Below are 25,456 nucleotides of genomic sequence, written 5' to 3'. Positions count from 1 at the left end.
ACATGCTCTGGGCCTGCATCCTGCTTCCGCAGCTGGCGCTGGACACGGTCCTGCGTGAGCGTGACGACCCTGATACACCCCTGGTGCTGCTTGGCGGGCCGACCCAGCGACGCGTGCTGCAGGCGGTCAACCCGGCGGCGGCCGCGCTCGGCCTGCGGGCCGGGCAAACCCTGACGGCGGCGCGTGCGCTGGCCGATGGCTTCAGCTGCGTCGAAGCCGACCCCAGGCGCATCGACCAGGTGCAGCAGTTGCTGGCAGCCTGGGCCTACCGCTTCAGTGCCCAGGTCAGCCTGCACTACCCACGGGCGCTGTTGCTGGAGGTGGGCTCCAGCCTGCAACTGTTCGGCCCCTGGCCGCTGTTCGAGGCACGCCTGCGCCAGGAACTGGCGGAACTGGGCTTGCGCCAACGCATCGTCCTGGCCAGCAACCCGGTGGCGGCGCGCATGCTCGCCAACGCTCACGATGGCCTGGCCGTGAGTGACGCCGATGCCACCCGTGCGGCGCTGCTGGGCATGCCCATCGAGCGTATCGGCCTGCCTGCGCCGGCTGCCGAGGCCTTTGCCCGCATGGGCCTGCGCCAGTTGAGCCAGGTGCTGGCCTTGCCCCGCGACAGCCTGGCCAGGCGCTTTCCGGCCCAGGTGCAGCTGCACCTTGACCAGTTGCTCGGCCTGCGCAACCTGGGGCTGGGCTTCTACCAGCCGCCGGACCGTTTCGAAGCCCGGCTGGAGCTGAACTTCGACGTCGAATCGCACCAGGCCCTGCTGTTCCCGCTGCGGCGCATGCTCAACGACCTTGCCGCGTTCCTCGCCGGGCGTGACTGTGGCGTGCAGCGTTTCTGCCTGCACCTGGAGCACGCCGAAGGGCCGGATACCTTGCTGCAGGTAGGCCTGCTGGCCGCCGAACGCGATGCGGCAATGTTGTTCGAACTGGCGCGCGGGCGCCTGGAACCGCTGCGCATTCCCGCACCGGTGCGCAACCTGCGGCTGGTTGCCGAGGACCTGCCACCCTTCGTGCCGCAACACCAGGCATTGTTCGACCCGCGTGCGCAACAGGCGCAACCTTGGGAACAATTGCGCGAACGGCTGCGCGCCCGCTTGGGGGATGAGGCGGTCAAGGGCCTGAGCGCGGCAGCCGATCATCGCCCCGAGTGTGCCTGGCAAGCGGTAGAGCAGGGTGCCCAGGGCAACATGCCGGTCGTTCCTGGCAGCCGCCCTGGCTGGCTGCTGTCGGCCCCCATGGCGCTGGACGAAGGCGGCTATCGCCTGCAAGGCCATGCCGAGCGCATCGAGTCGGGCTGGTGGGATGGCGGCGATGTGCGCCGCGACTATTACCGCATCGAAACCCGCGACGGCCTGCGCGGCTGGGCCTATCGCGACCTGGGCAAGGCCGGCCCGTTGTGGCTGCAGGGCTGGTTCGCATGAACACCCCGGGTTATGCCGAGCTGCACTGCCTGTCCAACTTCAGCTTCCAGCGCGGCGCGTCGAGCGCCGACGAGCTGTTCCGGCGCGCGCGTGAACAGGGCTACCAGGCGCTGGCGATCACCGACGAATGTACCCTGGCCGGTATCGTCCGTGCCTGGCAGGCGGCCAAGGAACACCAGCTGCGGCTGATCGTGGGCAGTGAAGTGCAGTTGCAGGACGGCCCCAGGCTGGTGCTGCTGGTGCAGGACCTGGTCGGCTACCAGAACCTGTGCGCGCTGATCACCCGGGCCCGGCGGCGGGCGCAGAAGGGCGAGTACCAACTGTTTCGCGATGACCTGCAGCAGCACCATCAGGGCCTGCTGGCATTGTGGATAGCTGATGACAGCGGCGATGCCACGCCCGGGCAGTGGCTGCACGGCGTGTTCGGCGAGCGCCTGTGGCTGGCCGTGCACCTGCACCGCGGCAGTGACGATACCTTGCGCCTTGAACGCTTGCGTAGCCTGGCGGCCAGGGTCGGCATCCGCGCCGTGGCCTGTGGCGACGTGCACATGCACGTGCGCGGTCGTCGCGCCCTGCAAGATTGCATGACCGCCATTCGCCAGCATTGCCTGGTGGCCGAGGCGGGGCGCTTCCTGTTTGCCAATGGCGAGCGGCACCTGCGCAGCCAGGCGCAACTGGGCGAACTCTATCCCGCCGACCTGCTGGCCGAGACCCTGGCCATCGCTGCGCGCTGCCAGTTCGAACTGAGCGAATTGAAATACCAGTACCCACGCGAACTGGTGCCCCAGGGGCATAGCCCGGCGAGCTGGTTGCGCGAATTGTGCCAGCAGGGTTTGCCGTCGCGCTGGCCAGACGGGCCGAGCAGCAAGGTGAGGGATGTGCTGGCCAAGGAGCTGGCGCTGATCGAGGAGCTGGGCTACGAAAGCTACTTCCTGACTGTGCACGACATCGTCGCCTTCGCCCGCAGCCAGCGCATTCTGTGCCAGGGGCGGGGCTCGGCTGCCAACTCGGTGGTGTGCTTCGTGCTGGGCATCACCGAGCTCGACCCCATGCAACACCACCTGTTGTTCGAGCGCTTCCTGTCGCGCGAGCGCAACGAGCCGCCGGACATCGACGTGGACTTCGAGCACGACCGGCGCGAGGAGGTGATCCAGTATGTGTTCCGCCGCTATGGCCGGCACCGGGCGGCGCTCACTGCGGTGGTCAACACCTACCATGCTGCCGGTGCGGTGCGGGATGTGGCGCGGGTGCTGGGGCTGCCGGCCGACCAAGTGGACGCCCTGGCCAAATGCTGCGGCCGCTGGAGCGATCGCATACCCGATGACCAGCGCCTGGCCGAGGCCGGTTTCGAGGCGGGCAGCCCTTCGCTGCGCCGGGTGCTGGTGCTGGCCGGCGAACTGATCGGCTTCCCCCGGCACCTGTCACAGCACCCGGGCGGCTTCGTCATCTCGCAGCAACCCCTGGACGAGCTGGTGCCGGTGGAGAATGCCGCGATGCCGGAGCGCACGGTGATCCAGTGGGACAAGGACGACCTGGACATGGTCGGCCTGCTCAAGGTCGACGTGCTGGCGCTGGGCATGCTCAGCGCCTTGCGCCGTTGCTTCGACCTGCTGCAACGCCACCGTGGCCGGCACCTGACCCTGGCGACCATCCCCGCCGAAGACCCGGCCACCTACGCGATGATCAGCCGTGCCGAGACCATGGGCGTGTTCCAGATCGAGTCGCGCGCGCAAATGGCCATGTTGCCGCGGCTGCGGCCCGTAAAGTTCTACGACCTGGTCATCGAGGTGGCCATCGTCCGCCCCGGGCCGATCCAGGGCGACATGGTCCACCCTTACCTGCGCCGGCGGCTGAAGCAGGAGCCGGTGACGTACCCCTCGCCGCAACTGAAGGAAGTGTTCGAGCGTACCTTGGGCGTGCCGCTGTTCCAGGAGCAGGTGATGGAACTGGCGATGGTCGCGGCCGACTACACCCCGGGCGAGGCCGACCAGTTGCGCCGCAGCATGGCCGCCTGGAAGCGTCACGGCGGCCTGGAGCCGCACCGCGAGCGGCTGGTGCAGGGCATGTTGCGCAATGGTTACGACTTGGCGTTTGCCGAGCGCATCTTCGAGCAGATCAAGGGCTTTGGCAGCTATGGCTTTCCGGAGTCGCACGCGGCCAGCTTTGCCTTGTTGTGCTATGCCAGCAGTTGGCTCAAGTGCCATGAACCGGCGATTTTCACCTGCGCGCTGGTCAACAGCTGGCCCATGGGCTTCTACAGCCCCGATCAGTTGCTGCAAGAGGCCCGGCGCCAGGGTATCGAGGTCAGGCCGGTGGATGTGTGCCACAGTGACTGGGACTGCACGCTCGAGCCTGAGCCTGGAGAGGTGCTGGCCATTCGCATGGGCTTGCGCCTGGTGCGCGGCCTTGCCGAGGCCGATGCCAGGCGCCTGGAGCAGGCGAGGGCGCAGCGACCATGGCGCGATGTCGAAGACCTGTGCCTGCGTGCCGGGCTCGATTCGCGCGCCCGCGCTCACCTGGCCGATGCCGGCGCGCTGCGCGCCTTGGCCAGCGACCGGCACCAGGCGCGCTGGCAGGTGGCGGCGGTGCAGCCGCAGCTGCCTTTGTTCGCCGATATCGAGGCCTTGCCGGAAAGCACCGTCGAACTGCCCGTTCCCAGCGTGGCAGAGGACCTGATGGCCGATTACCAGGCCCTGGGTACCACGCTTGGGCCGCATCCCTTGACCTTGCTGCGCTCACGCCTGCGGGCGCTGGGCTGTCGCAGTTCGCGCGAGCTGCAAGATGTCGGGCATGGTGACAACATTGCCGTGGCCGGGTTGGTGGTGGGCCGCCAGCGGCCCCAGACCGCCAGTGGCGTGACCTTCGTCACCCTGGAGGACGAGCACGGCATGGTCAATGTGGTGGTGTGGCGGGCGCTTGCCGAACGGCAGCGGCGGGCGCTGGTGGGGTCGCAGTTGCTCAAGGTCAGCGGGCGGCTGGAGCAGGAGAATGGCGTGCGCCACCTGATAGCACGGCGGCTGGAGGATGTGAGCCCGCTGTTGCAAGGGCTGGACGTACGCAGCCGGGACTTTCACTGAATCCCCATCTTTGCGCGGGCCCTTGTGGGAGCGGGCAAGCCCGCGAAGCAGGCACTGCGGTGCATGGCACCGGCTTTGCCGGTGTTCGCGGGCACGCCCGCTCTCACAGGAGTCTCGCCATAGTCCGGATTGCGCTGACCTGTGGGGGCGGCCTTGCGTCGCGAAAGGGCTGCGTAGCAGCCCCAGGATTTCGGCGTCACTGCAGATAATGCTGGGGCCGCTTTGCGGCCCTTTCGCGACGCAAGGCCGCTCCTACAAAAAACGAGTCCGTGCCAGTCGCTACACCATCGCCAACCGCTGCTTGCGCGTCGGTGCCGGGAACGCCCGGTCGATCGCCCGTAGGTCTTCGCTGGTCAAGGTCAGCATTCCCGCAGCCGCATTCAACTGCACATGCTCGGGCGTCACGGCCTTGGGGATGGCTATCACCCCGTCATCACGGGTCACCCAGGCCAGGCTGACCTGGGCCGCCGTGGCACCATGGCGCTCGGCGATTTCCGCCAGCACCGGGTGCTGCAGCAGACGCCCGGCCTGGGCCAGCGGGCAGTAGGCCATGGTCGGCAGCGCGCGCTTTTCGCACCACGGCAACAGGTCGAACTCGATGCCACGCTGGGCCGGGTTGTACAGCACCTGGTTGGTGGCGCAATCGGGGTTGTGCAGTTCGCGCAGGTCGTCGACGTCGAAATTGGAAACACCCCAGCGCTTGATCTTGCCTTGCTCGCGCAAGCGCTCGAAGGCCTCGACGGTTTCCTCCAGTGGGTGCTGGCTACGCCAGTGCAGCAGGTACAGGTCGATGCAGTCGGTGCCCAGGCGCGTGAGGCTGCGTTCGCAGGCCGCCGCCATACCGCGCCGGCTGGCATTGTGCGGGTACACCTTGCTGACCAGGAACACCTGGTCGCGGCGCCCGGCAATGGCCTGGCCAACCACTTCTTCCGCGCCACCTTCGGCATACATCTCGGCGGTATCGATCAAGCTCAGGCCAAGTTCGATACCCTGTTGCAGGGCCGCCACCTCGGCCGCCTTGCGGGCCGGATCTTCACCCATGTACCAGGTGCCCTGGCCGATGGCCGGAACGCTCGAACCTGCCAGTTTCACGTAACGCATGTCACCTCCGGGATGCGGGTATTGGAAAGCAGTACTTCAAGCAGCGCTTGCGCCGCCGTGGAAAGCTTGTGTTCGCTGAGGGCAATCACGCCGATGCGGCGCTCGACCGTGGGCTCGACCAGGGTGACGCAGCGGGCGCCAAGCTCCTGCATCTGGTTGATGCACAGTGCCGGCACGGCACTGACCCCCAGGCCACTGGCAACCATGCGGCCGATGGTCGACAGCTGGTGGCTCTCGAAAGCCACCGCCAGTTTGCCGTGCTGGGCGGCCACGTTCTGTTCCATCAGCAGGCGCACCGCCGAAGGGCGTTGCAGGGCCACGAAGTCTTCGGCCAGCAACTGTGCCCAGCTGACCTGGGGCAGCTGCGCCAAGGGCGAATCGGCGGGCACCACGGCGACGAAGCGGTCCATGTACAACGGGTGGAAATCCAGGCCATCGATGTTGTCCGGTTCGAAGCCGATGCCCAGTTCGACGCGGCGATGGCGCACCAGTTCCTGCACCTGTTCGTTGATCACATCGTGCACCGTGACGTTGACCTTCGGGTATCGCTGGCGAAACACCTTCAGCGAGTAGGGCAGCAGGTTGCCGGCAAAGGCCGGCATGGCCGCCACCGAAACCCGGCCCAGTTGCAGGGTGAAACGCTGGCGCAGCATTTCTTCGGTGTCGTCCCAGTCGGCCAGCAGGCGCCGCGCCAGTGGCAGCAGTACCTCGCCCTCGGCAGTCAGGCTGACGCTGCGTGTTGTGCGGCTCAGCAGGGCGCCGCCAAGGTTTTCTTCCAGGGCCTTGATGGTCAGGCTCAGGGCCGGTTGCGAGACATGCAGGTGTTCACCGGCCTGGGCGAAGCTCTGGTACTTGGCCACAGCGACAAAGGCGCGCAGTTGCTTGACGTTCATGACAGGCCTTTTGGTTGTTTTGCAAAAGTTATCAATCGATGATGAAAACAAAATTAACAAATCAGTCGCTTGCGGTGAAGATGTCCCCACACGCTCACCGACAGCCTCGTCGGTTCAACAACTACAAAAGGCGGATCAGCATGGCCGGACTGGACAAGCGCGTTGCAACCTATGAACAGGCCCTCGAAGGCCTGACCGACAATATGACGGTACTGGCTGGTGGTTTCGGCCTGTGCGGCATCCCGGAAAACCTTATCAGCGAAATCAGGCGCCGTGGCGTCAAGGGCCTGACCGTGGTCTCCAACAACTGCGGTGTCGATGGCTTTGGCCTGGGCGTGCTGCTGGAAGACCGGCAGATCCGCAAGATGGTTGCTTCCTACGTGGGCGAGAACGCCGAGTTCGAACGCCAGCTGCTGAGCGGCGAACTGGAAGTGGAACTGACCCCGCAAGGCACCCTCGCCGAGAAAATGCGCGCCGGTGGCGCCGGCATCCCGGCCTTCTACACGGCCACCGGCTACGGCACCCCGGTTGCCGACGGCAAGGAAGTGCGCGAGTTCAACGGCCGCAAGTACATCCTCGAAGAATCCATCACCGGCGACTTCGCCATCGTCAAGGGCTGGAAGGCCGACCACTACGGCAACGTGGTGTACCGCAACACCGCGCAAAACTTCAACCCGCTGGCCGCCACCGCCGGCAAGATCACCGTGGTCGAAGTGGAAGAGATCGTCGAACCTGGCGTGCTGCTGCCCAGCGAGATCCACACTCCGGGCATCTACGTGGACCGCGTCATCGTCGGCACCTTCGAAAAGCGTATCGAAAAGCGCACCGTCAAGGCCTGAGCGCCATCCACCAGAACAACAAAGAGATCCTGACCATGGCACTGACCCGCGAACAGATGGCGCAACGCGTCGCCCGTGAACTGAAGGACGGCTACTACGTCAACCTGGGCATCGGCATTCCGACCCTGGTGGCCAACTACGTACCCGCCGACATGGATGTGATGCTGCAATCGGAAAACGGCCTGCTCGGCATGGGCGAATTCCCCACCGAAGGCACCATCGATGCCGACATGATCAACGCCGGCAAGCAGACCGTCACCGCCCGCCGCGGTGCCTCGATCTTCGATTCGGCGCAGTCGTTCGCCATGATCCGTGGCGGCCATGTCGACCTGACCGTGCTCGGCGCTTTCGAAGTGGATGTGCAAGGCAACATCGCCTCGTGGATGATCCCGGGCAAGCTGGTGAAGGGCATGGGCGGCGCCATGGACCTGGTGGCCGGTGCCGAGAACATCATCGTCACCATGACCCACGCTTCCAAGGACGGCGAGTCCAAGCTGCTGCCGCAGTGCAGCCTGCCGTTGACCGGTGCTGGCTGCATCCGCAAGGTGCTGACCGACCTGGCCTACCTGGAAATCGAAGACGGCGCCTTCATCCTGCGCGAGACCGCGCCCGGGGTGAGCGTTGAGGAAATCATCGAGAAAACCGCCGGCAAGCTGATCGTGCCGGATGATGTGAAGGAAATGACCTTCTAATCTATCGCCGCGCACCGCCCCTGTAGGAGCGGCCTTGTGTCGCGAAAGGGCTGCAACGCAGCCCCGCGATTTTGGCATCGATGCCGAGATCGAGGGGCCGCGTTGCGGCCCTTTCGCGACACAAGGCCGCTCCTACAGGGGTTTTGCATTTGCTGATGTATCCGATAAAACCAATAAAAGGAATTGAACTGTGGCCGCTGAAATCCAAGACAGCCGTTCCGCGCGCTTTGCCTTGCGCTGCTCCAACTGGGCCGAACGCTGGTTCCCCGATTCCTGGGTGTTTGCCGCCCTGGCGGTGCTGCTGGTGTGCATCGGCGCCCTGGCCATGGGCGCCAAGCCGACCGACACCGCCAAGGCCTTTGGCGATGGCTTCTGGAGCCTGATCCCGTTCACCATGCAGATGGCCTTCGTGGTCATCGGCGGCTATGTGGTGGCGAGCTCGCCGCCCGCGGCGCGGCTGATCGACCGCCTGGCGCGCATCCCCGGCAATGGCCGTTCGGCAGTGTGCTGGGTGGCGCTGATCTCGATGCTGGCATCGCTGCTCAACTGGGGCCTGTCGCTGGTGTTCGGCGGCCTGCTGGTGCGCGCCCTGGCCCGGCGCACCGAACTGAAGATGGACTACCGCGCCGCCGGTGCAGCCGCCTACCTGGGCCTGGGTGCCGTGTGGGCGCTGGGCCTGTCTTCGTCGGCGGCGCAACTGCAGGCCAACCCGGCCAGCCTGCCACCGTCGATCCTGTCGATTACCGGGGTGATCCCGTTCACCGAAACCATCTTCCTCTGGCAGTCCGGCGTGATGCTGGCGGCGTTGGTGGTGGTCTCGCTGGTGATCGCCTACGCCACGGCCCCGGGCCCGAACAGTGCGCGCAGCGCCCAGGACTGTGGGGTCGACCCCAGCTTCACCGCGCCACCGGCACCCCAGCGCACCCGCCCGGGCGAGTGGCTGGAACACAGCCCCATCCTGATCCTGCTGCTGGTGGCCCTGGCTGCCGGCTGGCTGTACCAGGAGTTCGCCACCAAGCCGGCGATTACCGCCATTTCCGGGCTGAACACTTACAACCTGTTGTTCATCATGCTTGGTGCCTTGCTGCACTGGCGCCCGCGCAGCTTCCTCGATGCGGTGGCGCGCGCGGTGCCGACCACCACCGGGGTGCTGATCCAGTTTCCGCTGTATGGTTCGATCGCTGCCATCCTCACACAGGTGAAGGGCCTCGACGAGCAGACTTTGGCCCACCACATTTCGCTGTTCTTCACCCAGATCGCCACGCATGACACCTATGCCGTGCTGATGGGCGTGTATTCGGCGGTGCTGGGCTTCTTCATCCCATCGGGTGGTGGCAAGTGGATCATCGAGGCACCTTACGTGATGCTGGTGGCCAATGACCTGCAGTACCACCTGGGCTGGGCAGTGCAGATCTACAACGCCGCCGAAGCCTTGCCGAACCTGATCAACCCGTTCTACATGCTGCCGCTGCTGGGGGTACTGGGGCTCAAGGCACGCGACCTGATCGGCTTCTCGTTCGTGCAGTTGCTGGTGCACGTGCCGCTGGTGCTGGTGTTGCTGTGGGCATTGGGTACGACGTTGCAGTACCTGCCGCCGGTGATGCCGTAACCCTGGGCCTGCGCTGGCTTTTTGTAGGAGCGGCCTTGTGTCGCGATAGGGCCGCAAAGCGGCCCCAGGATTTCAGCAACTGTGCACAAATTGCCGGGGCTGCTCTGCAGCCCTATCGCGACACAAGGCCGCTCCTACAAGACTCAGCGCAGCAGCCCCAGCATTTCCTGAGCAGTCCACGTATCATTACCAGGCTGCCTTCGCCTGGGAAACCCGCGTCACATGTCTATCCGATTGAAACTGCTGCGAAAGAAACTGGGGATGACCCTGGAACTGCTGGCCGACAAGACCGGCATGACCAAGAGCTACCTGTCCAAGGTCGAACGTGGCCTGAACACCCCCTCGATCGCCGCCGCGCTGAAGCTGGCGCGGGCACTGAATGTCAATGTCGAAGAACTGTTCGCCGAAGAGCAGGCCGGCCAGAGCCGCTACAGCCTGGTGCGCCATGGCGAGCGCCAGGCCCTGGTGGGTGACGGGGCAGGGCCGGGGTACGCGGCCCTCACCAGCCAGGTCGGGCAGCGCAGCCTGCTGCCGTTCCTGATCCAGCCGCCGACCGAGTTCAGCGACCCCACGTTCAAGGAACACCTGGGCGAAGAATTTCTGTTCGTCCACGCCGGCCAGGTGGAGGTGGACTTCATGAACGAGCGGGTGCTGCTGGAGCAAGGCGATGCCTTGCATTTCAATGCCCAGACACCCCACCGGCTAAGGTCGGTGGGGCCGCTGCCGGCGCAGTTGCTGGTCGTGGTACATCACGCAGACGAGTAACACGCTGGGGCGCCAAAGTGCCCCACGGCCTTGCCTTTCTCAGCGATGAAACTCTGGCGTCACCAATGCAGCGCCCTTTGCTCAATTTGTGCGCCGATATTTTGACTGCATTGTCCGGCGCCCATTGAATTTTATTATAGTGTCGAATCGTTGACGCAATGTCATTGTGTTCATAAGCTCAATTCAACAGTGAAACAACTCCCGAACACCACGCCAACAAATAGTTGATTTTCCTCTTTACAGGAGGGGCGTATGCGCACGGCTCTGATTATCAAATCGATGTCTTTGCTGGCGCTGATGAGTGGCGCGGCGCGTGCGGCGGATATGTATATCAATCAGAACAGTATCATCCCTGTTTCAACCGCAGGGTGGTTCTTTGCATTTGCTGTCGTTGGCTTTGTGGCAGTCGCCAACAGGAAACAGATCTGAGTCCGCCAGCCTGGGTTTAACCCTTGACGCCAGCGGCCCGGGGCCTGGCTTGTCAATTCCCCAGCCGTTGCTATATTGCCAGTAGCCCGTGCAGGTCCACGGTTGCAGGCACACAGCGCCAAGGCAAGGCCTCTGGAAGATCGAGGCCATCGCGGTTGGTGTATGCCGCGAAGCGGAGCGAGAGTTGGTGTGTTGTTCTCATTCAGTGCTCTTTGTCGGGCCTTTTCGGCCGGAGGGACCCTCATGGTGCGTTCAATGTTTGCCGCGTTCTGCATGCTGATGGTGTGGTCTGGTGCCGGTAAGGCCGACCCGCACAGTGCTACCTACCTGCTCAGCCCCGGCGATGTGGTGATGGTTTCGGTATGGCAGGAAGACAGCCTGCGCCAGGAAGCCACCGTACTTCCCGATGGCAGTATCACGTTCCCCCTGGCCGGGCGCATCGATGTTGCCGGGCTGGATGTGACGACCGTTGAAAAACAAGTGGCTGCCAAACTCGAGAAGTTTCTCCCCGACCCGAATGTCAGCGTTGTCGTCAAGAGCATCGCCGGCAACCTGGTCTATGTACAAGGCAAAGTGATCAAGCCCGGGCCGGTACAAATGGCAGGCCCTACGGCAGTGCTGCAGGCTTTGAGCATGTCGGGCGGCCTGGACAAGTTTGCAGATGAAAGCGAAATCAAAGTGGTGCGTGGCACCGGCGCTTCCCAAAAAATTCTGCCCGTGCGATATAGAGACCTGGTGTCTGGCCGGGATATGTCCACCAACATCCAACTGCAGGCTGGCGATACGCTGGTCGTTCCTTGATCTTGCCTTTAATAAGAACACTTAATGCCTCTTCTCAGAACAACTAGCATTGCAACGGCAATCTTGGTGTTGCCGTTTACGGACACAGTCCTGGCAGCAAATTGGCAGTCTACGGTGGTGGTACCGACATCCGTCGAACATGACAGCAACCCCTTGCTGCTGTCGTCGGGTGAAAAGGGCATAACGCGCACGATCATCGCGCCGGATTACACCCTGATCGGTACCTTCGACCGTGACGAACTGAGGTTGGGGCTGGGCGTACATGTATTGCGCTCGTCCGACACGGCGGTGGTCGACAACCGTGAGGACCCCGACGTGAGCCTGGGCTGGCAGCGCCAGACCGAGCGCGGGCGGTTTGGCCTGCTGGCACGTTACAACGAAAGTTCGACGCTGTCGGGAACGGTGCTGGATACCGGCGTGGTCACCACCGATGGCACGCAAAAGCTGTATACGCTGGCCGGCAACTGGAGCCAGGCGGTTACCGAACGCAGCACCTTGAGCAACGAAACCACGTACAACCGTGCCCGTTATGACATCAGTACGCTGACGGGTTACGAAGAACTGGGCAACGTGTTCACCTGGACCTACGCCTGGAGCGAGCGGGCTGATCTGTACAGCCGCTTTGGCGCCCGGCGCTATGAGCCCGAGCAAGACCAGACGGCGACGGCGTCCAACAGCTACAGCCCGGCTGTCGGGGTCAAGTACCAGTTCTCCGAACGCCTCAGCGCCGATGCACATGTGGGTGTCACCGAGGTTTCCGGTGACGAAGGTGGCCGACGCGGGGAGGGTGGGGTAGCGCTGCTGTATACCGGTGCGCGCGCCGTCGCCAGCTTTACCGCCGAACGCAGCACGGTGGCCAGCGCCGAAGGCGGCTTCGCCGAGCTGGACCAGGTGCGCGGTGTGTGGAGTTACGCCGTCAGCGAATTGACCCGGGTGGGCGCGGACGCTGCCTGGCAAGACAGCAAAGGGCAGACCCCCAACACCCTGCAGACCTACAGCGTGTGGGCCAGCCGCGAGTTTTCGCCCTACTGGGACCTGCGCCTGTCGCTGATGTACAAGGATCGGCAGCAGGATCACGAAGCTGATGCGAACGCTACGATCGTGGGTTTGACGTTGACGTACAGGTACCCCGACATCTGAACTTCAGGCAGGTGGCCCCATGAAGTCCGACTACGAGCTCTCCCTCAGAGATTACATCGCCATAATCAAGGACCGGGCCCTGTTGTTGGGGGTGAGCATCGTAGTCATCCTGGCCGCGACCGTCGCTGTCGCAGTGATGGTGCCGCCGATCTACCAGTCGACCGGCACCATCCTGGTGGAGTCGCAGCAAATTTCACCCGAGCTGGTATCGACCAACAACACCAGTTTCGCCGATGAACGCATCGAAGTGATTCGCCAGCGGGTGATGACCCGCGAGAACCTGCTGCGCATCATCGACAAGTACAACCTGTTCCCCGACAAGCGCTTCAGCGATAGCGACAAGATTGACCACATGCGCAGTGCCATCGTGGTTGAAACCCTCACCACCTATGTACGCGGGCGTGGCGAAGCGACCGTGGCGTTCAATGTGTCCTTCGAGCACAAGCAGCCGGAGGTGGCCAAGGAAGTTGCCGACGAGTTGGTCACGCTGTTCCTCAACGAGAACCTCAAGCAGCGTACCGAGCGGGCCAACGAAACCACCGAGTTCCTCACCCAGGAGGCGAACAAGCTGGGTGCCGAGCTGGCCAGCCTGGAAAACCAGCTGGCGGATTTCAAGCAGGCCCACGCCAATGCCTTGCCCGAGCACCAGACCTTGCGCATGAACATGCTGTCACGCTCGGAGCTGGAGTTCCGCGAGGTCGACCGTGATTACAAGGCCGCCCAGGAAGAGCTGCGTTACCTTGAGCTGGAACTGTCCGCGGCCAGTGCCGGGCTGGCTACCAAGGTCGGCGAAGGCCCCAGGGTGGCCAGTGCCGAGCAGCCCCAGGACCTGCCCAGCCTGAAGGCCGAGTATGCCCGGCTGCTGAGCCGCTACAAGGAAGCCCACCCCGATGTGGTGGCGGTCAAGCGCAGGATCCAGGCGCTCGAAGCCAGTGGCAATCGCACGGCTGCGGCCTCCACGGTCGGCCTCGATGTCGCCCGCGTGCGCGCCAAGATGAGTGCGGCACAGGTGCGCATTGCTTCGCTGGCCGAGCAGAAGCGCGAGCTGACCCGCAAGATGGAAGGCTACGAGGCCGAGATCCTCGAGGCGCCGCAGGTCGAGCGTGGTCTGGTGACCTTGATGCGTGACCACGACAACGCGCGCAAGAAGTACGAGGAAATCCGCGCCAAGGAAATGGGCGCGAAGATTACCGAAAGCCTGGAGCAGGAGAACAAGGCCGAGCGCTTTGTGCTGCTGGAGCCACCGCTGATGCCCGAGAAACCGATCAAACCCAACCGCAAGAAAATCGCTGCGCTGGGCCTGGTGCTGGCACCGGCAGGTGGCGGTGCGCTGGTGATGCTGCTGGAAATGCTCAACCAGCGCATTCGCGGCGTCGGTGCCTTGGAAAACCTGCTGGGCAGGCGGGTGCTGGTGGCGCTGCCATACATCGATACCAAGGCCGATGTGGCCAGGCGCAAGCGTTGGCGCAACTGGCTGATCCTGGCTGCATTGGTGCTGGCGGCTATCATGGTGGTGCTGGTGCACGTGTTCTACATGCCACTGGATGTGCTGTTGTTCAAAGTCATGTCGCGGTTTGCATAGGAAAGCAGTGATGGACAGGACCAAGCCGGCTGTTGGCAATAATCTTCACCAGGTTACCCCAGGTACCCCGCAGGCCTTGTCACCCGCTCCAGGTACGGCGCTGGTGGAAGTGCCTGGCCAGTTCGATTACGTGAACACCAAGGTGGTGCCGCTGCGCGCGGAGCACCTGGAGCGTCACCGTATCGTCGCCTACAACAAGAACTCCAACATGAACGGGCCGATCGACCTGCTGCGCACGCAAGTGCTCAGGACCATGGACGAGAATGGCTGGCGAACCTTGGCCATCACCTCGCCAACACCTGAAGCGGGCAAGACGGTGCTGTCGATCAACCTGGCCATGAGCATCGCCCACCACACCACCAAGACTGCGTTGCTGGTGGACTTCGACCTGCGTCGGCCCAAGGTCGGCAGCAGCCTGGGCCTGCCCATGGACCAGGCGTTGAACGAGTTTCTGACGGACAAGGCCGAGCTGCAGGACTGCCTGGTCAACCCGACCTTGCCTCGGTTCGTGGTACTGCCCACGCGGGTACCGGTGCCATTGTCTACCGAAATGCTGTCGTCGCCCAAAGTGAACAACCTGATCAGCGAACTGCGCAACCGCTACGAGTCGCGCATCTGCATTTTCGATTTGCCGCCGTTGCTCAGCTCTGACGATGCGATCACCGTGATACCCAAGTTCGACTGTGTGCTGCTGGTGGTGGCCAACGGTATGAACAACAGGAAGGAAATCGAAGATTGCCTGCATCACCTGGCCAGGGTGAACCTGGTGGGGACGGTATTGAACAAGGCTGACGAGCAGCCTCGGACCTATTATTGAGGCACAGGATTCTGGGGCTGCGTCGCAGCCCATCGCGACACAAGGCCGCTCCTACAGGTACAGCGCATACCCTCAGTTGACGGGGTTTCCTGTGGGAGCGGGCATGCCCGCGAAGCAGACGACGCGGTGGCTGGCACCGGCTACGCCGGTGTTCGCGGGCGCGCCCGCTCCCACAGGTATCGCGCATTCTTTCAGCTGGTGGGGGCCCTGTGGGATCGGGTTCACCCGCGAAGCAGGCGACGCGGTGGCTGGCACCGGCTGCGCCGGTGTTCGCGGGTAAACCCGCTCCCACAGGTATGGCGCATTCTTTCGGCTGATGGGGTCCCTGTGGGAGCGGGCATGCCCGCGAAGCAGGCGACGCGGTGGTTGGCACCGGCTGCGCCGGTGTTCGCGAGCGCGCCCGCTCCTACAGGTATTGCGCATTCTTTCGGCTGATGGGGTCCCTGTGGGAGCGGGCATGCCCGCGAAGCAGGCGACGCGGTGGCTGGCACCGGCTGCGCCGGTGTTTGCGGGCGCGCCCGCTCTTACAGGTATGGCGCATTCTTTCGGCTGATGGGGCCCCTGTGGGAGCGGGTTCACCCGCGAAGCAGGCGACGCGGTGGCTGGCACCGGCTGCGCCGGTGTTCGCGGGCGCGCCCGCTCCCACAGGTATGGCGCTTGCCTTCAGTTGGTGGGTAGCGAGCCCCACAATCTCAGCTTTGGCGCTGAACCCAGGGATACTGCAACTCCCATTGCCACGCATGCCGCACAATCGGCTCCAATGCGGCAAACTCCGGCCGCCAGCCCAGCATGCGCATGGCCTTGCCAGCATCCGCCACCAACCGGGGCGGGTCGCCGGGGCGGCGGGGCGCGTCGAGGGTGCGGATCTGCCGGCCAGTCACCGCCCTGGCCATATCGATCACCTGCTGCACCGAAAAGCCCAGCCCATTGCCCAGGTTGAACGCGGTTCGCTCGCCACCCGCCAGCAGGTAATCCACCGCCAGTGCATGGGCCGCCACCAGGTCGGCCACATGCACATAGTCGCGTATGCAGGTACCATCCGGTGTGTCGTAGTCGCGGCCAAATACCGTTACCGCATCACGCCGGCCCGAAGCGGCCTGCAGGATCAACGGGATCAGGTGGGTTTCCGGGTCATGGCGCTCTCCCAGCCGGCCTTCCGGGTCTGCTCCCGCTGCGTTGAAGTAACGCAGGCATACCGACTTCAAACCGTAGGCCCGGTCGAAGTCCTCGAGAATCTGCTCGACCATCCATTTGCTCAGCCCATACGGGTTGATCGGCCCCTTGGCATGCGCTTCGTCGATCGGCACATACTGTGGGTTGCCGTAAACGGCTGCACTGGAAGAAAAAACCAGGTGCCTGATACCGGCATTCACCATGGCCTGCAGGAGGGAAAGGGTAGCCGAGACATTGTTCTGGTAATACTTGCCGGGCACGCTGACCGACTCGCCCACCTGGATGAACGAGGCAAAGTGGAACACAGCGTCGAAACGGCAAACCCCGAACAGCACATCCAGCGCGGGTTCGTCGGCGATGTCCAGTTTCGCCCACTGCACGCCGGGGCCGGGCGAGACCAGGTCCGCCACCACCACCTCATGGCCCGCGCCGAGCAAGTGCTTGACCATGTGCGAGCCAATGTAGCCTGCGCCACCGACAACCAGAAACTTCATCCATGCCTCCCGGACTCTGCTGTTGTACAGCCGCGCTTTTCAGCTACAGGTCTGTGGTGAGGGTAGATGGCCATATACCCTATTTCAAGAACAGCCAGTTGGACATGTACTTGCCATCGAACGTGATGCTGTAGCGCCCATCCTGGTAAGCCATCGGCAACGGTTTCAACTGCGCCTGCGCATCCCGGGCGAACAGTTTCAGGCCAGCAGGCGCCTTGATGCTCAAGGTGCCGGCAAGCGGCTCGACGTTGAACGGTGTCTTGTAATCGGCCTTGGGCACGGCACGGGTACCCAGCGACAGCAGCAGTTCGCGTGACTGGCCCAGGGGCTTGCCGTCCAGGCTTTGCACCACGACGCTGGCATACGGCGTTCGTGCTTGCACCTGGATGGCGCCCAGGCTGATCGAGCGACCTCCCAGCCAGCCGGTGGCGGCCTGGGTCAACGGTGTGTCGATGGTATAGATGCCCTGTTGCCAGTTGCGCTTGAGCTCGCCCGTGTCGCTGAGCGCTTGCGTGGCGTCGGCTGGCAGCAAGGACTGCCCCGGGTCTTGCAGTACCTGCGCACCGGCAGGGATGGCGGCGGGCTTCAGCCAGGGCAACTCCGGCGTCTGTGGCAGGGCGATCTGCAGTTGGCCCTTTTCCATGGCCGTGCGCAGCAGCGCTGAAGTGCGCGGGGTGATCTCCTGGTTGTACAGGGTGGCGGGCGTCGGCGCGAACACATAGCGGGTAGTGGCCGGCTTCACGTCCGCGCGGCGATAGAGCAGGGCGGCAGCGGGCAGGGTGGCGATCATCGCCGGGTCGTTGTACGCGTGCCAGTTGTCCGCCGTGCGCCAGCCTGGGTTGAAGGCTTGCTGGCTGTAGGCGTACTGCAGCATGGCGTCCCAGCCCTGGTGGGCGGCGGTGCCGGCCACGTACAGCGGCAGCGAGTGGCGGTCGGGCAGCGGGAAGGGTTCGGCGTTCCACTCGGAGACGGTCAGCGGCTTGCCGACTACCTGGGCGGCGGCGAGCCAGTCGATCATGCCGTCGCTGGTCAACGGGTTCTTCTCCAGTTGGCCATTGGCACCGTAGGCATGGGCATCGATGACATCGCCTGCGGTCAGTGCCGGCAGCGCGCTCAGGCCATTGCCGCCCCAGGTACTGGTGGTGGCAATCGGTACTTTCACGCCGAGGCCGCGCAGGTGGGCGATCATGTCGGCGTTGAAGCGCTGTTCCAGGTCGTTGAGAAACAGCTTCGAAGGGCCATGCTCCCAGGCGCGCCAGGTGAGGTCGGTGGGCAGGTCGTATTGTTTGGCGAAGGCTTTGGCCGCTTCCATGTAGCGCTCGCTGTGGTGCGGCACATCCTTGTTCGGCATCAGGGCGTTACCATAATGCTGGGTGAGGTCGTTCTCATTGGTGAGCAGTACGGCAGCGATGGCCGGGTCGTCCTTGTAGGCCAGGCCGGTGTATTCGTTCACATGGGTCAGGTACTGCTCGGCAAAGCGTTTCATCGCTTGTTGGATACTGCGGTTCACATAGGCGTAACCCTTCAGGTCGACGTGGTTCTCGCCCTTGGCCAGTTCCTTGAAGTCATCGATGTTGTCATTGGCGGTAAGCGCCCGCTGCACGTGCAGATCCAGCCAGATATAGATGCCTTCATCCTTGAGCGCCTTGATCCACAGGTCCAGCTTGCGCAGCGATTCGACACTGAGCTGCTGGGTATCGCGCACCAGGGTGCCGTCGCCAAACACGTTAGGGCTGACCCAGGGCGAGTCGTGGTGGTGCAAACGCACCAGGTTGAAACCCAGTGCCGACAGGCGTTTGGCCTGTTGGCGGATTTCTTCGTCGGGGCTCTTGAACAGTGAATAGGCGGACAGGTTGGTGCCCCAGAAGCGCACCGGGGTGTCGTTTTCGAACATCAATTGCTCGCCAACGGCCTTGACGAAGCCGTGCTTGCCGGCAGGCTTTTCCGCAGCGTTGAGGAATGACAGGTCCACTGGCGAGGTGCGCCAGTCCAGTTGGTCGTCGGGCCAACCGGCGGGGTCGGCCAGGCCGAAGCGTTCGCTGGGCGTGGGCCCCAGCTCAATGTCGCCGGTAATGTTCAGCATCGCCTTGATCTGCTGCTGTCCGGCGTTGATCGGGTCGCTGTAGATGAACGCACGCAGTTCGGACGGGTTGCCGCGCTCGAAATACACCTTGGTCAGCGGCGGGTCGAAGCGCATTTCGATGCGCCGGCCCTGGTCAGCCTTGCCCCACGACCAGCCACGGTTGCCGGGCAGCAGCTGCGGGGCGCCCATCTCGCCGGCAATTTGCGCAGGGTCGAACTCGAACACCATGCCGCCGCCCATCACCCCGGCCTGGCGGCTATGGGCGTCGAGGTCGAAGGCCCAGCTCAGGGTTTGCGCCTGCTCCTTGCGGATATCCGCCGCCAGGTCGAAGTCCAGCTCCTTGTTCTTGCCCTGCAGCATGTAGTGGTAGGGGCCATTGACCTTGAACGTGGTGGAGAAACCGGTCCAGCTCCAGTTGGCTGCCCAGAAGTCGAACTTGGCTTTCATCACCGGCCCACCGCCGCGGGTCACCATGGGCAGGCCGTTCTGTTCATCGACACTGACTTGCCACGCTGATGCCCAGCCGGTGAGCGGCAGCAAGGCCAGGCCGGCAATGGCCGAAACCCGCAGCAGGGTTTGAAAACCCCGGCTGCGCAGGGGGAGCAAGCTCATAAGTGTCACCTTGGTTGAAGGCCGGGGTCGGCCAGCGCGATGGCCTGGCTGTTGTGCAGCCTGCGGACCATCTGGATGTAGGCCACGCCCAGCCCGGCGACAGTCCAGTACACCACCGGGATGAAGGTGATGCTGCTGACGGTGAAGATGATCACCAGGATGCCGATCAGTGTCGCCAGCAATGCCCGGCCGAGCTGGCGTTGTTCGTCATCCTTGTCAGGGAAACTGCGCATGGCCTTGCGGATGCCGTGCAGTACGGCGGCGAAGAACGCCACGAACAGGCCAAGCCCGACCAGCCCTACCCGTAGCGCCAGGTTGATGTAGGTGTTGACGATGTCGATGATGCCTTCACCCTGGATCATCGATTGCATTTCCGGGGTGTTGCGGAAGTCGAACGAGCCGAACAGCGGGTTGCGCTGGATGACGATCCACGAGTTGTCCATCAGCCTTGCGCGGTAGGTGATGTTCTCTTTCTCGAGGTTGCCAATGAACGGCAGCATGTCCAGTACCTTGTCGCCACCGGGCACGATGGTCAGCAAGGGCAGGGCCAGCACGCCTGCCACGGCGAGCAGCGCCAGGCGCCTGACCGCACCTTTGCCCAGGGCGATGAACACCACCACGATGACCACGGCGCCGATCCACGGGCCACGGGACAGTGGCGCGAACAGCCCGGCGGCCAGCAGCAGGGCGCCCAGCGCCCGCTGCAGGGGGCGGCGCACGTAACCCTGGACGAACAGGAACAGGCCGATGGCCACGCTCATCACATAGCCCAGGGCAATCGCCTGCCCGGTGGTGACGCTGGCGCGCAGCGAACCGCCACGGCTCAGGTAGCCGGACATGCTCCACGGCACGCCCATGGCGTCGACCAGGGCGCTGTACAGCAGCCAGTGGCGCACGTACTCGGCCACGCCGATCAGGGCCAGGACGAAGGAGGCAAGCACGAAGGCCAGCAGGGTGTCCTTGAAGTCGCTGATCTGGCGCAGGCCACGGCTGGCCACGTAATACGGCAGTAGCACGTCGACATACAGGTACAGCGTCTGGCGCAGGGTGTCGGTCAGGGTGGTTTCGCGCAGGTACAGCACGCTCATCAGCAGCAGGCCGGCCGCCAACAGCCTGTCGGGCCAGGTGCGGCCGAAGCGCAGGGTGTCGCCCTGCCGGCGCAGGGCCAGTGCCGCCGGCAGCAGCACGCACAGGGTCAGCAGGCGGATATGGTTGAGGTCGACCAGGTAATTGACCACGCCAAACCCGGGCACCTGCACCGAAGCCGGCGGGACCAGGAACAGCAGCATGTAGAACAGCGCCATGGGGTTGTGTTCGCGGCGCCCGGCGATGTACAGGATGACGGCGCCAGCACCCAGGTACAGCCAGAAGCTGTGCGAGAAGAACGCCAGCAGGGTAAGCAGGAACCACAGGTTGCGCCGGCGCTTGAAGTCGCTGAGCGGGACCAGGTCGGTGGCAGGCCGCCGCGCCAGCAGGAAGACCACGCTCGCCAGAAACAGGATGACGATCAACGCACGAAAATGTTCAGGCATTGGCTATGTGCACCTTTGCGTCGGTGGGCAACGGCTAGCATCGTGGCTGATTGAAACTATAGTGACCTTTTAGCCAATCGGTCAGAGATCGACGCCATGCCGTCGATTGTGAAGCTGGCCCCGGGGACTGGCGGTAATGCTGCTTGTCGGGTAAATCTTTCAAAGGTGCAGGTCACTGTGTCATGGGGAAGCTTACTTTTTGTACTGCGCAAACGGGTCGTAGAGGGTTTCTCCAGAGTTGCGTGTTGCTGGGGGTTGGTGGTTTGGTGTTCGCTGCTACGCCAGCCGCTGCCAGCCAACCTGCCGGCAGGCCCGGGTTCGTGGTGATCAACGGCTGGGTATTGCCGTCTCGCTACTTCCGGAACGAACACCCATGATCAAGGATTATCAACAGCAGAAGGCCCTGCGCGACAGTTACGATGTCTGCATCATCGGTGCCGGCCCCGCGGGCATTACCCTGGGCCTGCGCCTGGCCGCCGCGGGCTGGAGCGTACTGCTTGCCGAGGGTGGCGGGCGTGAATATTCGGCGAACTCGCAAGCTTTGTACGCCTGTGCATCCACTGGCCTGGAGCTGTACGCCGGGGAGGCTCGCCTGCGTTACCTGGGCGGCACATCCAACCATTGGGCCGGCCGTTGCCGACCGTTCAGCCCCTCGGACTTCGCCGTTCCCCCTATTGGCGACCTGCCTGGCTGGCCCATTCCCTATTCGGAGATAGCAAGCTACCTGCCTGTTGCAATGGATATCGTCGACCTGCCGCCCGGGTCGGATTTTCACGCGTTGAATGCTGGCCTCGACGGCGGAGAATTCGAGCCAGACCGCTTTCTGCTCAGCCCGCCCACGCGTTTTGCGCAAAAGTACGCCACAGCCCTGGAACAGACCCAAGGCCTGGACGTGTTCATCAACTGCAATTGCGTGAACCTGGAGTTCGACCAGGCCTCCGGCCAGCTGGCCGCAGTCGTACTGTCCGATTACGCGTGCAATCGCCAGCGCCTGGTTGCGAGAAACTTCGTGCTGGCCACCGGTGCCATCGAGAATGCCCGGCAACTGCTCAACAGCGAGTCGTTGCTGGCGGCGGGGGTCGTGAGCAAGGACGGGCTGGTCGGCCGGTGTTTCATGGAGCATCTGAACATTGACCTTGGCTCCTTCATCCTCAAGTCCGGGCTGGCCCCCGAGCCGCGCGAGTACTACACCACCGATGCCTTCGTTGACGAATACAAGGCAGGTAAAGGCAATGTCAGGGCTGCCTTGCTGGCCGATGTGCAAACCTATGGTCGTACTGCCGAGGTGAAGCATTTTCTGGAGAATCTGGCCTGCGACATGGGGGTAGCCGGCAAGATCGCCTTCGTGACCAAGTTCAGTTGCCCCGGTGACGGTGTCATCAGCACCATGATCGAGCAGTTCCCCAACCTGCGCAGCCGCATCTCGCTGCTGGACGAGAAGGACGCACTGGGCGTGGCCAAGGTCAATGTCAACTGGGCTCTGAGCGCTGATGACCGGCACACCATCAAGTGCATTGGCAGCGAACTGGCCAAGCAGTGGGCGGACATGAACCTGGGCTTCATCAAGCTCAATGACTTCGTTTATGACACCTCGATACCGCTGAAGCTGTCGCCACATGCCCACCACATGGGTACCACGCGCATGGCGTCGTCGGCGCAGTTCGGTGTTGTCGATACCAACTGCAGGGTGTTCGGTACCGAAAACCTTTATATCGCCGGCAGCAGCATCTTTGCCACGGGCGGTGCCTCCAACCCGACCATGCCGCTGCTGCAGTTTGCGGTACGCCTGGCCGACCACCTCGATGCCAGGATGAGCGCGGCCAGGGAAGCCGTGGTGTGACGAATGTTGTGCTGATGCTGCAAAGGCGCGGGGACTTCTTCGAGGGATGGCAACAATGGCTAGCAAACCTGTGGACGTCATGGTGGTCAACTTCAACACGGCCAGGCTGCTGCAGCCGATGTTCGATGCGCTGCGCCGGGCCGACAGCGAACGGCTGGCCAGCTACCTGGTGGTGGACAATGCCTCGGTCGATGACTCGCTGCAGCGCATGGCCGAGGTGTGCCCGCAGGCACTGCTGCTGAGCAACAGGCAGAACGTGGGGTTCGGCCGGGCCAACAACCAGCTGCTGGAGCACCTGAAGGGCAAGTACGCCTTGCTGCTGAACACCGACGCCTTCGTCGCCGCCGATTCCCTGCAGAAAACCCTCGACTACATGGAAACCCACCCGGAGTGCGGGGTGTTGGGGGTGCGCCTGGAGGGCCGCGACGGCGACCTGCAGCCCAGTTGCCGCTACTTCCCCACACCGCTCAACGTGTTCGTCGGGCGTACCGGGCTGGGGCGCTTGTTCCCCGGCCTGAAGATGGTCGACGAAATGAACTGGGACCACGCCTCGGTCCGCGAGTGCGACTGGCTGCCTGGCTGCTTCTACCTGGTGCGCCGCGAAGTGCTCGACCAGGTGGGCCTGTTCGACCCGCGCTACTTTCTTTATTACGAAGAGGTCGACCACTGCAAGCGGGTGAAGGCGGCCGGCTGGAAGGTGGTGTTCTACCCGCATACCACGGTGGTGCACATCGGTGGGGAAAGCTCCAGGTCGGTGGCCGAACTTGAGGTGGCCAGCCGGCAGATCTCGTCATACCAGATCGAAAGCGAGCTGCTGTACTTTCGCAAGCATCACGGGCTGGCGGGCCTGGCCCTGCACATGCTGCTGGTCACCTTGGGCGACCTGGTGCTGGCACTCAAGGCGCTGTTGAAACGACGCGGCCGGGGCGCGATACAGGCCTGCTGGCGTCACTGCCGGGCGACCTGGTCTCTGTTGTTCAAGACCCGGTACGCCAGCCAACCGACAAGGTAGGTGGAGCCATGTTCGAGAATATACGTGCCGACCTGCGTGCCCACGGTGGCGACTGGGGCGCCCAGGGCTTCTGGGTACTGCTGGTGTACCGCTTCGGCCGCTGGCGCTATGGGGTGCGCCCGGCACTGCTGCGCAAGCTGTTTTCGCTCATCTACAAGGTCCTGTTCAAGTTCGTGCAGATCATCACGGGTGTGGAGTTGCCGTGCGAAGTGGTAATCGGCCGCAACTTCGTCATCGACCATTTCGGCGGCATCGTCATCAGCGGCTATGCCCGCTTTGGCGATGACTGCCGCATCCGCAATGGGGTGGTTGTTGGCCTGAAGAATGTCAACGAGCCGATTGCACCGGTGTTCGGCAACAACGTCGATATCGGCACCGGGGCCAAGGTGCTCGGTAGCATCCGTATCGGCAACGACGTGATCATCGGTGCCAATGCCGTTGTGCTGGTGGATGTGCCGGACAATTCGCTGGCGGTGGGGGTGCCGGCCATCATCAAGGCCAGGCAACCGGCCGCCACGGCGCCCGTCGAGTGAGGCCCATGGCGAGCGGGGTCGGTGTGGTGGTGATTGGCCGCAACGAAGGCCAGCGCCTGGAACGTTGCCTGATTTCGCTGCAGCAGGGGGCGGACAAGGTCATGTACGTCGATTCGGGCTCCACCGATGGTTCACTGCACTTGGCCCGCAGCTTGGGGGTAGAGGTACTGGCGCTGGACCTGGGCACCCCGTTTACTGCCGCACGCGCCCGTAACGAAGGCTTTTTCGCCTTGCAGCGGCGGCTGCCGTCGATGCAACTGGTGCAGTTCGTCGATGGCGATTGCGAGGTGAATAGCGGCTGGCTGCCCGCGGCGCAGGCGTTTCTCGACGACCATCCCGACGTGGCAGTGGTGTGTGGCCGCCGACGCGAGCGCTTCCCGCAGCGGTCGGTGTACAACCTGTTGTGCGACCTGGAGTGGGACACCCCCATCGGCGAGGCCAAGGCCTGCGGTGGCGATGCCCTGATGCGGGTAGATGCCTTTGCCGCGGTCGGCGGCTTTCGCCCCGAGTTGATCGCCGGAGAAGAGCCCGAACTGTGCGTGCGCCTGCGGGCAAAGGGTTGGAAAGTCTGGCGCCTTGACGCCGAGATGACCCTGCACGACGCCGCCATGACCCGTTTCAGCCAATGGTGGCGGCGTAGCCTGCGCGCTGGCCACGCCTATGCCGAAGGGGCCTACCTGCATGGTCAGCCGCCCGAGCGGCACTGGCTTCGCGAATCGCGCCGGGCCTGGCTGTGGGGCCTGGGCATCCCCGTGGTGACCGTGCTGGCCTGCCTGCTGCTGGGCGGCTGGAGCCTGCTGTTGCTGCTGGTCTACCCGCTGCAGGCCGTACGCCTGGCCCGCCGTGGCGGCAAGTCGGTGCGGGAGAACTGGCTACAGGCGGTGTTCCTGGTATTGGGCAAGTTCCCGGAAATGCTCGGGCAACTGAAGTTCTTGCGCCACCGCATCGCGGCCGGCAAATCGACGTTGATCGAGTACAAGTGACAAGGAGTCCGCTCCCACAGGGCCCCTG

20 protein-coding genes are annotated in these 25,456 nt (G+C 63.9%); 15 read left to right on the top strand and 5 right to left on the bottom strand.

The features are described from left to right. Window positions 1-2: 2 nt before the first annotated feature. On the top strand, window positions 3-1,421 hold the full coding sequence (locus tag ABNP31_RS13800) for a Y-family DNA polymerase (RefSeq protein ID WP_085664774.1): 1,419 nt from the start codon (window positions 3-5) through the stop codon (window positions 1,419-1,421). Then, entirely contained in the window at window positions 1,418-4,498 is a 3,081-nt protein-coding gene (locus tag ABNP31_RS13795; RefSeq protein ID WP_085664775.1) for an error-prone DNA polymerase, read from the top strand. Before ABNP31_RS13800 ends, ABNP31_RS13795 begins: the two co-directional genes overlap by 4 nt. Window positions 4,499-4,777: 279 nt before the next feature. On the opposite strand, the gene ABNP31_RS13790 is transcribed toward ABNP31_RS13795, so the two are convergent. Further along, window positions 4,778-5,599, bottom strand: coding sequence for an aldo/keto reductase (locus ABNP31_RS13790; RefSeq protein WP_350012395.1), 822 nt, complete (start codon window positions 5,597-5,599; stop codon window positions 4,778-4,780). Beyond that, complete coding sequence (locus ABNP31_RS13785) at window positions 5,587-6,492, bottom strand: LysR family transcriptional regulator (protein WP_025339255.1); 906 nt, start codon at window positions 6,490-6,492, stop codon at window positions 5,587-5,589. Before ABNP31_RS13785 ends, ABNP31_RS13790 begins: the two co-directional genes overlap by 13 nt. Window positions 6,493-6,632: 140 nt before the next feature. On the opposite strand from ABNP31_RS13785, the gene ABNP31_RS13780 reads away from it, so the two are divergent. From ABNP31_RS13780 to ABNP31_RS13740, 9 genes are all read left to right on the top strand, one after another. Next, window positions 6,633-7,331 carry a CoA transferase subunit A gene (locus ABNP31_RS13780; protein WP_085624876.1) on the top strand — a complete coding sequence of 233 codons (699 nt, stop codon included), beginning with the start codon at window positions 6,633-6,635 and terminating at the stop codon, window positions 7,329-7,331. A gap of 35 nt (window positions 7,332-7,366) precedes the next feature. Further along, entirely contained in the window at window positions 7,367-8,023 is a 657-nt protein-coding gene (locus tag ABNP31_RS13775) for a CoA transferase subunit B (RefSeq protein ID WP_025339254.1), read from the top strand. 190 nt (window positions 8,024-8,213) lie between these two features. Beyond that, window positions 8,214-9,632: a short-chain fatty acid transporter gene (locus tag ABNP31_RS13770; protein ID WP_075045303.1), complete on the top strand. Its 1,419-nt coding sequence runs from the start codon at window positions 8,214-8,216 to the stop codon at window positions 9,630-9,632. Between the two features lie 222 nt (window positions 9,633-9,854). Further along, the gene (locus ABNP31_RS13765) at window positions 9,855-10,397 is read left to right on the top strand and encodes a helix-turn-helix domain-containing protein (RefSeq protein WP_075045302.1); all 543 of its coding nucleotides are present in this window, start codon (window positions 9,855-9,857) and stop codon (window positions 10,395-10,397) included. Between the two features lie 252 nt (window positions 10,398-10,649). Further along, window positions 10,650-10,826 (top strand): EPS-associated small membrane protein EppA, encoded by a 177-nt coding sequence (gene eppA, locus ABNP31_RS13760; protein ID WP_075045301.1) that lies wholly within the window; start codon window positions 10,650-10,652, stop codon window positions 10,824-10,826. 243 nt (window positions 10,827-11,069) lie between these two features. Then, a complete protein-coding gene (locus tag ABNP31_RS13755) occupies window positions 11,070-11,627 on the top strand; it encodes a polysaccharide biosynthesis/export family protein (protein WP_025339251.1) in 558 nt (185 codons plus the stop codon). Window positions 11,628-11,651: 24 nt separating this feature from the next. Further along, window positions 11,652-12,767 (top strand): hypothetical protein, encoded by a 1,116-nt coding sequence (locus tag ABNP31_RS13750; RefSeq protein ID WP_025339250.1) that lies wholly within the window; start codon window positions 11,652-11,654, stop codon window positions 12,765-12,767. Between the two features lie 19 nt (window positions 12,768-12,786). Then, window positions 12,787-14,349, top strand: coding sequence for a GumC family protein (locus tag ABNP31_RS13745; protein WP_085593461.1), 1,563 nt, complete (start codon window positions 12,787-12,789; stop codon window positions 14,347-14,349). Window positions 14,350-14,359: 10 nt separating this feature from the next. Continuing rightward, window positions 14,360-15,166, top strand: a complete 807-nt coding sequence (locus ABNP31_RS13740) for a CpsD/CapB family tyrosine-protein kinase (RefSeq protein ID WP_085593459.1) — start codon at window positions 14,360-14,362, stop codon at window positions 15,164-15,166. Between the two features lie 692 nt (window positions 15,167-15,858). On the opposite strand, the gene galE is transcribed toward ABNP31_RS13740, so the two are convergent. The 3 genes from galE to ABNP31_RS13725 form a co-directional block, all read right to left on the bottom strand. Next, window positions 15,859-16,833, bottom strand: coding sequence for a UDP-glucose 4-epimerase GalE (gene galE, locus ABNP31_RS13735; RefSeq protein WP_085615582.1), 975 nt, complete (start codon window positions 16,831-16,833; stop codon window positions 15,859-15,861). 79 nt (window positions 16,834-16,912) lie between these two features. Then, the gene (locus ABNP31_RS13730) at window positions 16,913-19,528 is read right to left on the bottom strand and encodes a cellulase family glycosylhydrolase (RefSeq protein WP_238066377.1); all 2,616 of its coding nucleotides are present in this window, start codon (window positions 19,526-19,528) and stop codon (window positions 16,913-16,915) included. Window positions 19,529-19,533: 5 nt separating this feature from the next. Then, the gene (locus ABNP31_RS13725; protein WP_350012394.1) at window positions 19,534-21,060 is read right to left on the bottom strand and encodes an O-antigen ligase family protein; all 1,527 of its coding nucleotides are present in this window, start codon (window positions 21,058-21,060) and stop codon (window positions 19,534-19,536) included. 373 nt (window positions 21,061-21,433) lie between these two features. On the opposite strand from ABNP31_RS13725, the gene ABNP31_RS13720 reads away from it, so the two are divergent. Genes ABNP31_RS13720 through ABNP31_RS13705 form a run of 4 tightly spaced genes read left to right on the top strand, consistent with a single transcriptional unit; the run spans window position 21,434 to window position 25,428 of the window. Further along, a complete protein-coding gene (locus ABNP31_RS13720; protein WP_350012393.1) occupies window positions 21,434-22,900 on the top strand; it encodes a GMC family oxidoreductase in 1,467 nt (488 codons plus the stop codon). A gap of 55 nt (window positions 22,901-22,955) precedes the next feature. Next, the gene (locus ABNP31_RS13715) at window positions 22,956-23,912 is read left to right on the top strand and encodes a glycosyltransferase family 2 protein (RefSeq protein WP_350012392.1); all 957 of its coding nucleotides are present in this window, start codon (window positions 22,956-22,958) and stop codon (window positions 23,910-23,912) included. A gap of 8 nt (window positions 23,913-23,920) precedes the next feature. Further along, window positions 23,921-24,445 carry a serine O-acetyltransferase gene (locus tag ABNP31_RS13710; RefSeq protein WP_025339010.1) on the top strand — a complete coding sequence of 175 codons (525 nt, stop codon included), beginning with the start codon at window positions 23,921-23,923 and terminating at the stop codon, window positions 24,443-24,445. 5 nt (window positions 24,446-24,450) lie between these two features. Beyond that, a complete protein-coding gene (locus ABNP31_RS13705; protein ID WP_350012391.1) occupies window positions 24,451-25,428 on the top strand; it encodes a glycosyltransferase family 2 protein in 978 nt (325 codons plus the stop codon). Window positions 25,429-25,456: the final 28 nt, after the last annotated feature.

It is taken from the genome of Pseudomonas asiatica (assembly GCF_040214835.1).
Taxonomy (GTDB): Bacteria; Pseudomonadota; Gammaproteobacteria; order Pseudomonadales; family Pseudomonadaceae; genus Aquipseudomonas; species Aquipseudomonas putida_Z.
The sequence above is the reverse complement of the archived record's forward strand: the minus strand, read 5'-3'. Positions and strand labels throughout refer to the sequence as shown.

Coding starts and splice junctions, on each gene's coding strand:
- ABNP31_RS13790 (WP_350012395.1), bottom strand. CDS start 5,599: ATGCGTTACGTGAAACTGGCAGGTTCGAGCGTTCCGGCCATCGGCCAG.
- ABNP31_RS13745 (WP_085593461.1), top strand. CDS start 12,787: ATGAAGTCCGACTACGAGCTCTCCCTCAGAGATTACATCGCCATAATC.
- ABNP31_RS13765 (WP_075045302.1), top strand. CDS start 9,855: ATGTCTATCCGATTGAAACTGCTGCGAAAGAAACTGGGGATGACCCTG.
- ABNP31_RS13800 (WP_085664774.1), top strand. CDS start 3: ATGCTCTGGGCCTGCATCCTGCTTCCGCAGCTGGCGCTGGACACGGTC.
- ABNP31_RS13710 (WP_025339010.1), top strand. CDS start 23,921: ATGTTCGAGAATATACGTGCCGACCTGCGTGCCCACGGTGGCGACTGG.
- ABNP31_RS13755 (WP_025339251.1), top strand. CDS start 11,070: ATGGTGCGTTCAATGTTTGCCGCGTTCTGCATGCTGATGGTGTGGTCT.
- ABNP31_RS13705 (WP_350012391.1), top strand. CDS start 24,451: ATGGCGAGCGGGGTCGGTGTGGTGGTGATTGGCCGCAACGAAGGCCAG.
- ABNP31_RS13725 (WP_350012394.1), bottom strand. CDS start 21,060: ATGCCTGAACATTTTCGTGCGTTGATCGTCATCCTGTTTCTGGCGAGC.
- ABNP31_RS13740 (WP_085593459.1), top strand. CDS start 14,360: ATGGACAGGACCAAGCCGGCTGTTGGCAATAATCTTCACCAGGTTACC.
- ABNP31_RS13730 (WP_238066377.1), bottom strand. CDS start 19,528: ATGAGCTTGCTCCCCCTGCGCAGCCGGGGTTTTCAAACCCTGCTGCGG.
- ABNP31_RS13785 (WP_025339255.1), bottom strand. CDS start 6,492: ATGAACGTCAAGCAACTGCGCGCCTTTGTCGCTGTGGCCAAGTACCAG.
- ABNP31_RS13715 (WP_350012392.1), top strand. CDS start 22,956: ATGGCTAGCAAACCTGTGGACGTCATGGTGGTCAACTTCAACACGGCC.
- ABNP31_RS13750 (WP_025339250.1), top strand. CDS start 11,652: ATGCCTCTTCTCAGAACAACTAGCATTGCAACGGCAATCTTGGTGTTG.
- ABNP31_RS13795 (WP_085664775.1), top strand. CDS start 1,418: ATGAACACCCCGGGTTATGCCGAGCTGCACTGCCTGTCCAACTTCAGC.
- eppA (WP_075045301.1), top strand. CDS start 10,650: ATGCGCACGGCTCTGATTATCAAATCGATGTCTTTGCTGGCGCTGATG.
- ABNP31_RS13775 (WP_025339254.1), top strand. CDS start 7,367: ATGGCACTGACCCGCGAACAGATGGCGCAACGCGTCGCCCGTGAACTG.
- ABNP31_RS13720 (WP_350012393.1), top strand. CDS start 21,434: ATGATCAAGGATTATCAACAGCAGAAGGCCCTGCGCGACAGTTACGAT.
- ABNP31_RS13780 (WP_085624876.1), top strand. CDS start 6,633: ATGGCCGGACTGGACAAGCGCGTTGCAACCTATGAACAGGCCCTCGAA.
- galE (WP_085615582.1), bottom strand. CDS start 16,833: ATGAAGTTTCTGGTTGTCGGTGGCGCAGGCTACATTGGCTCGCACATG.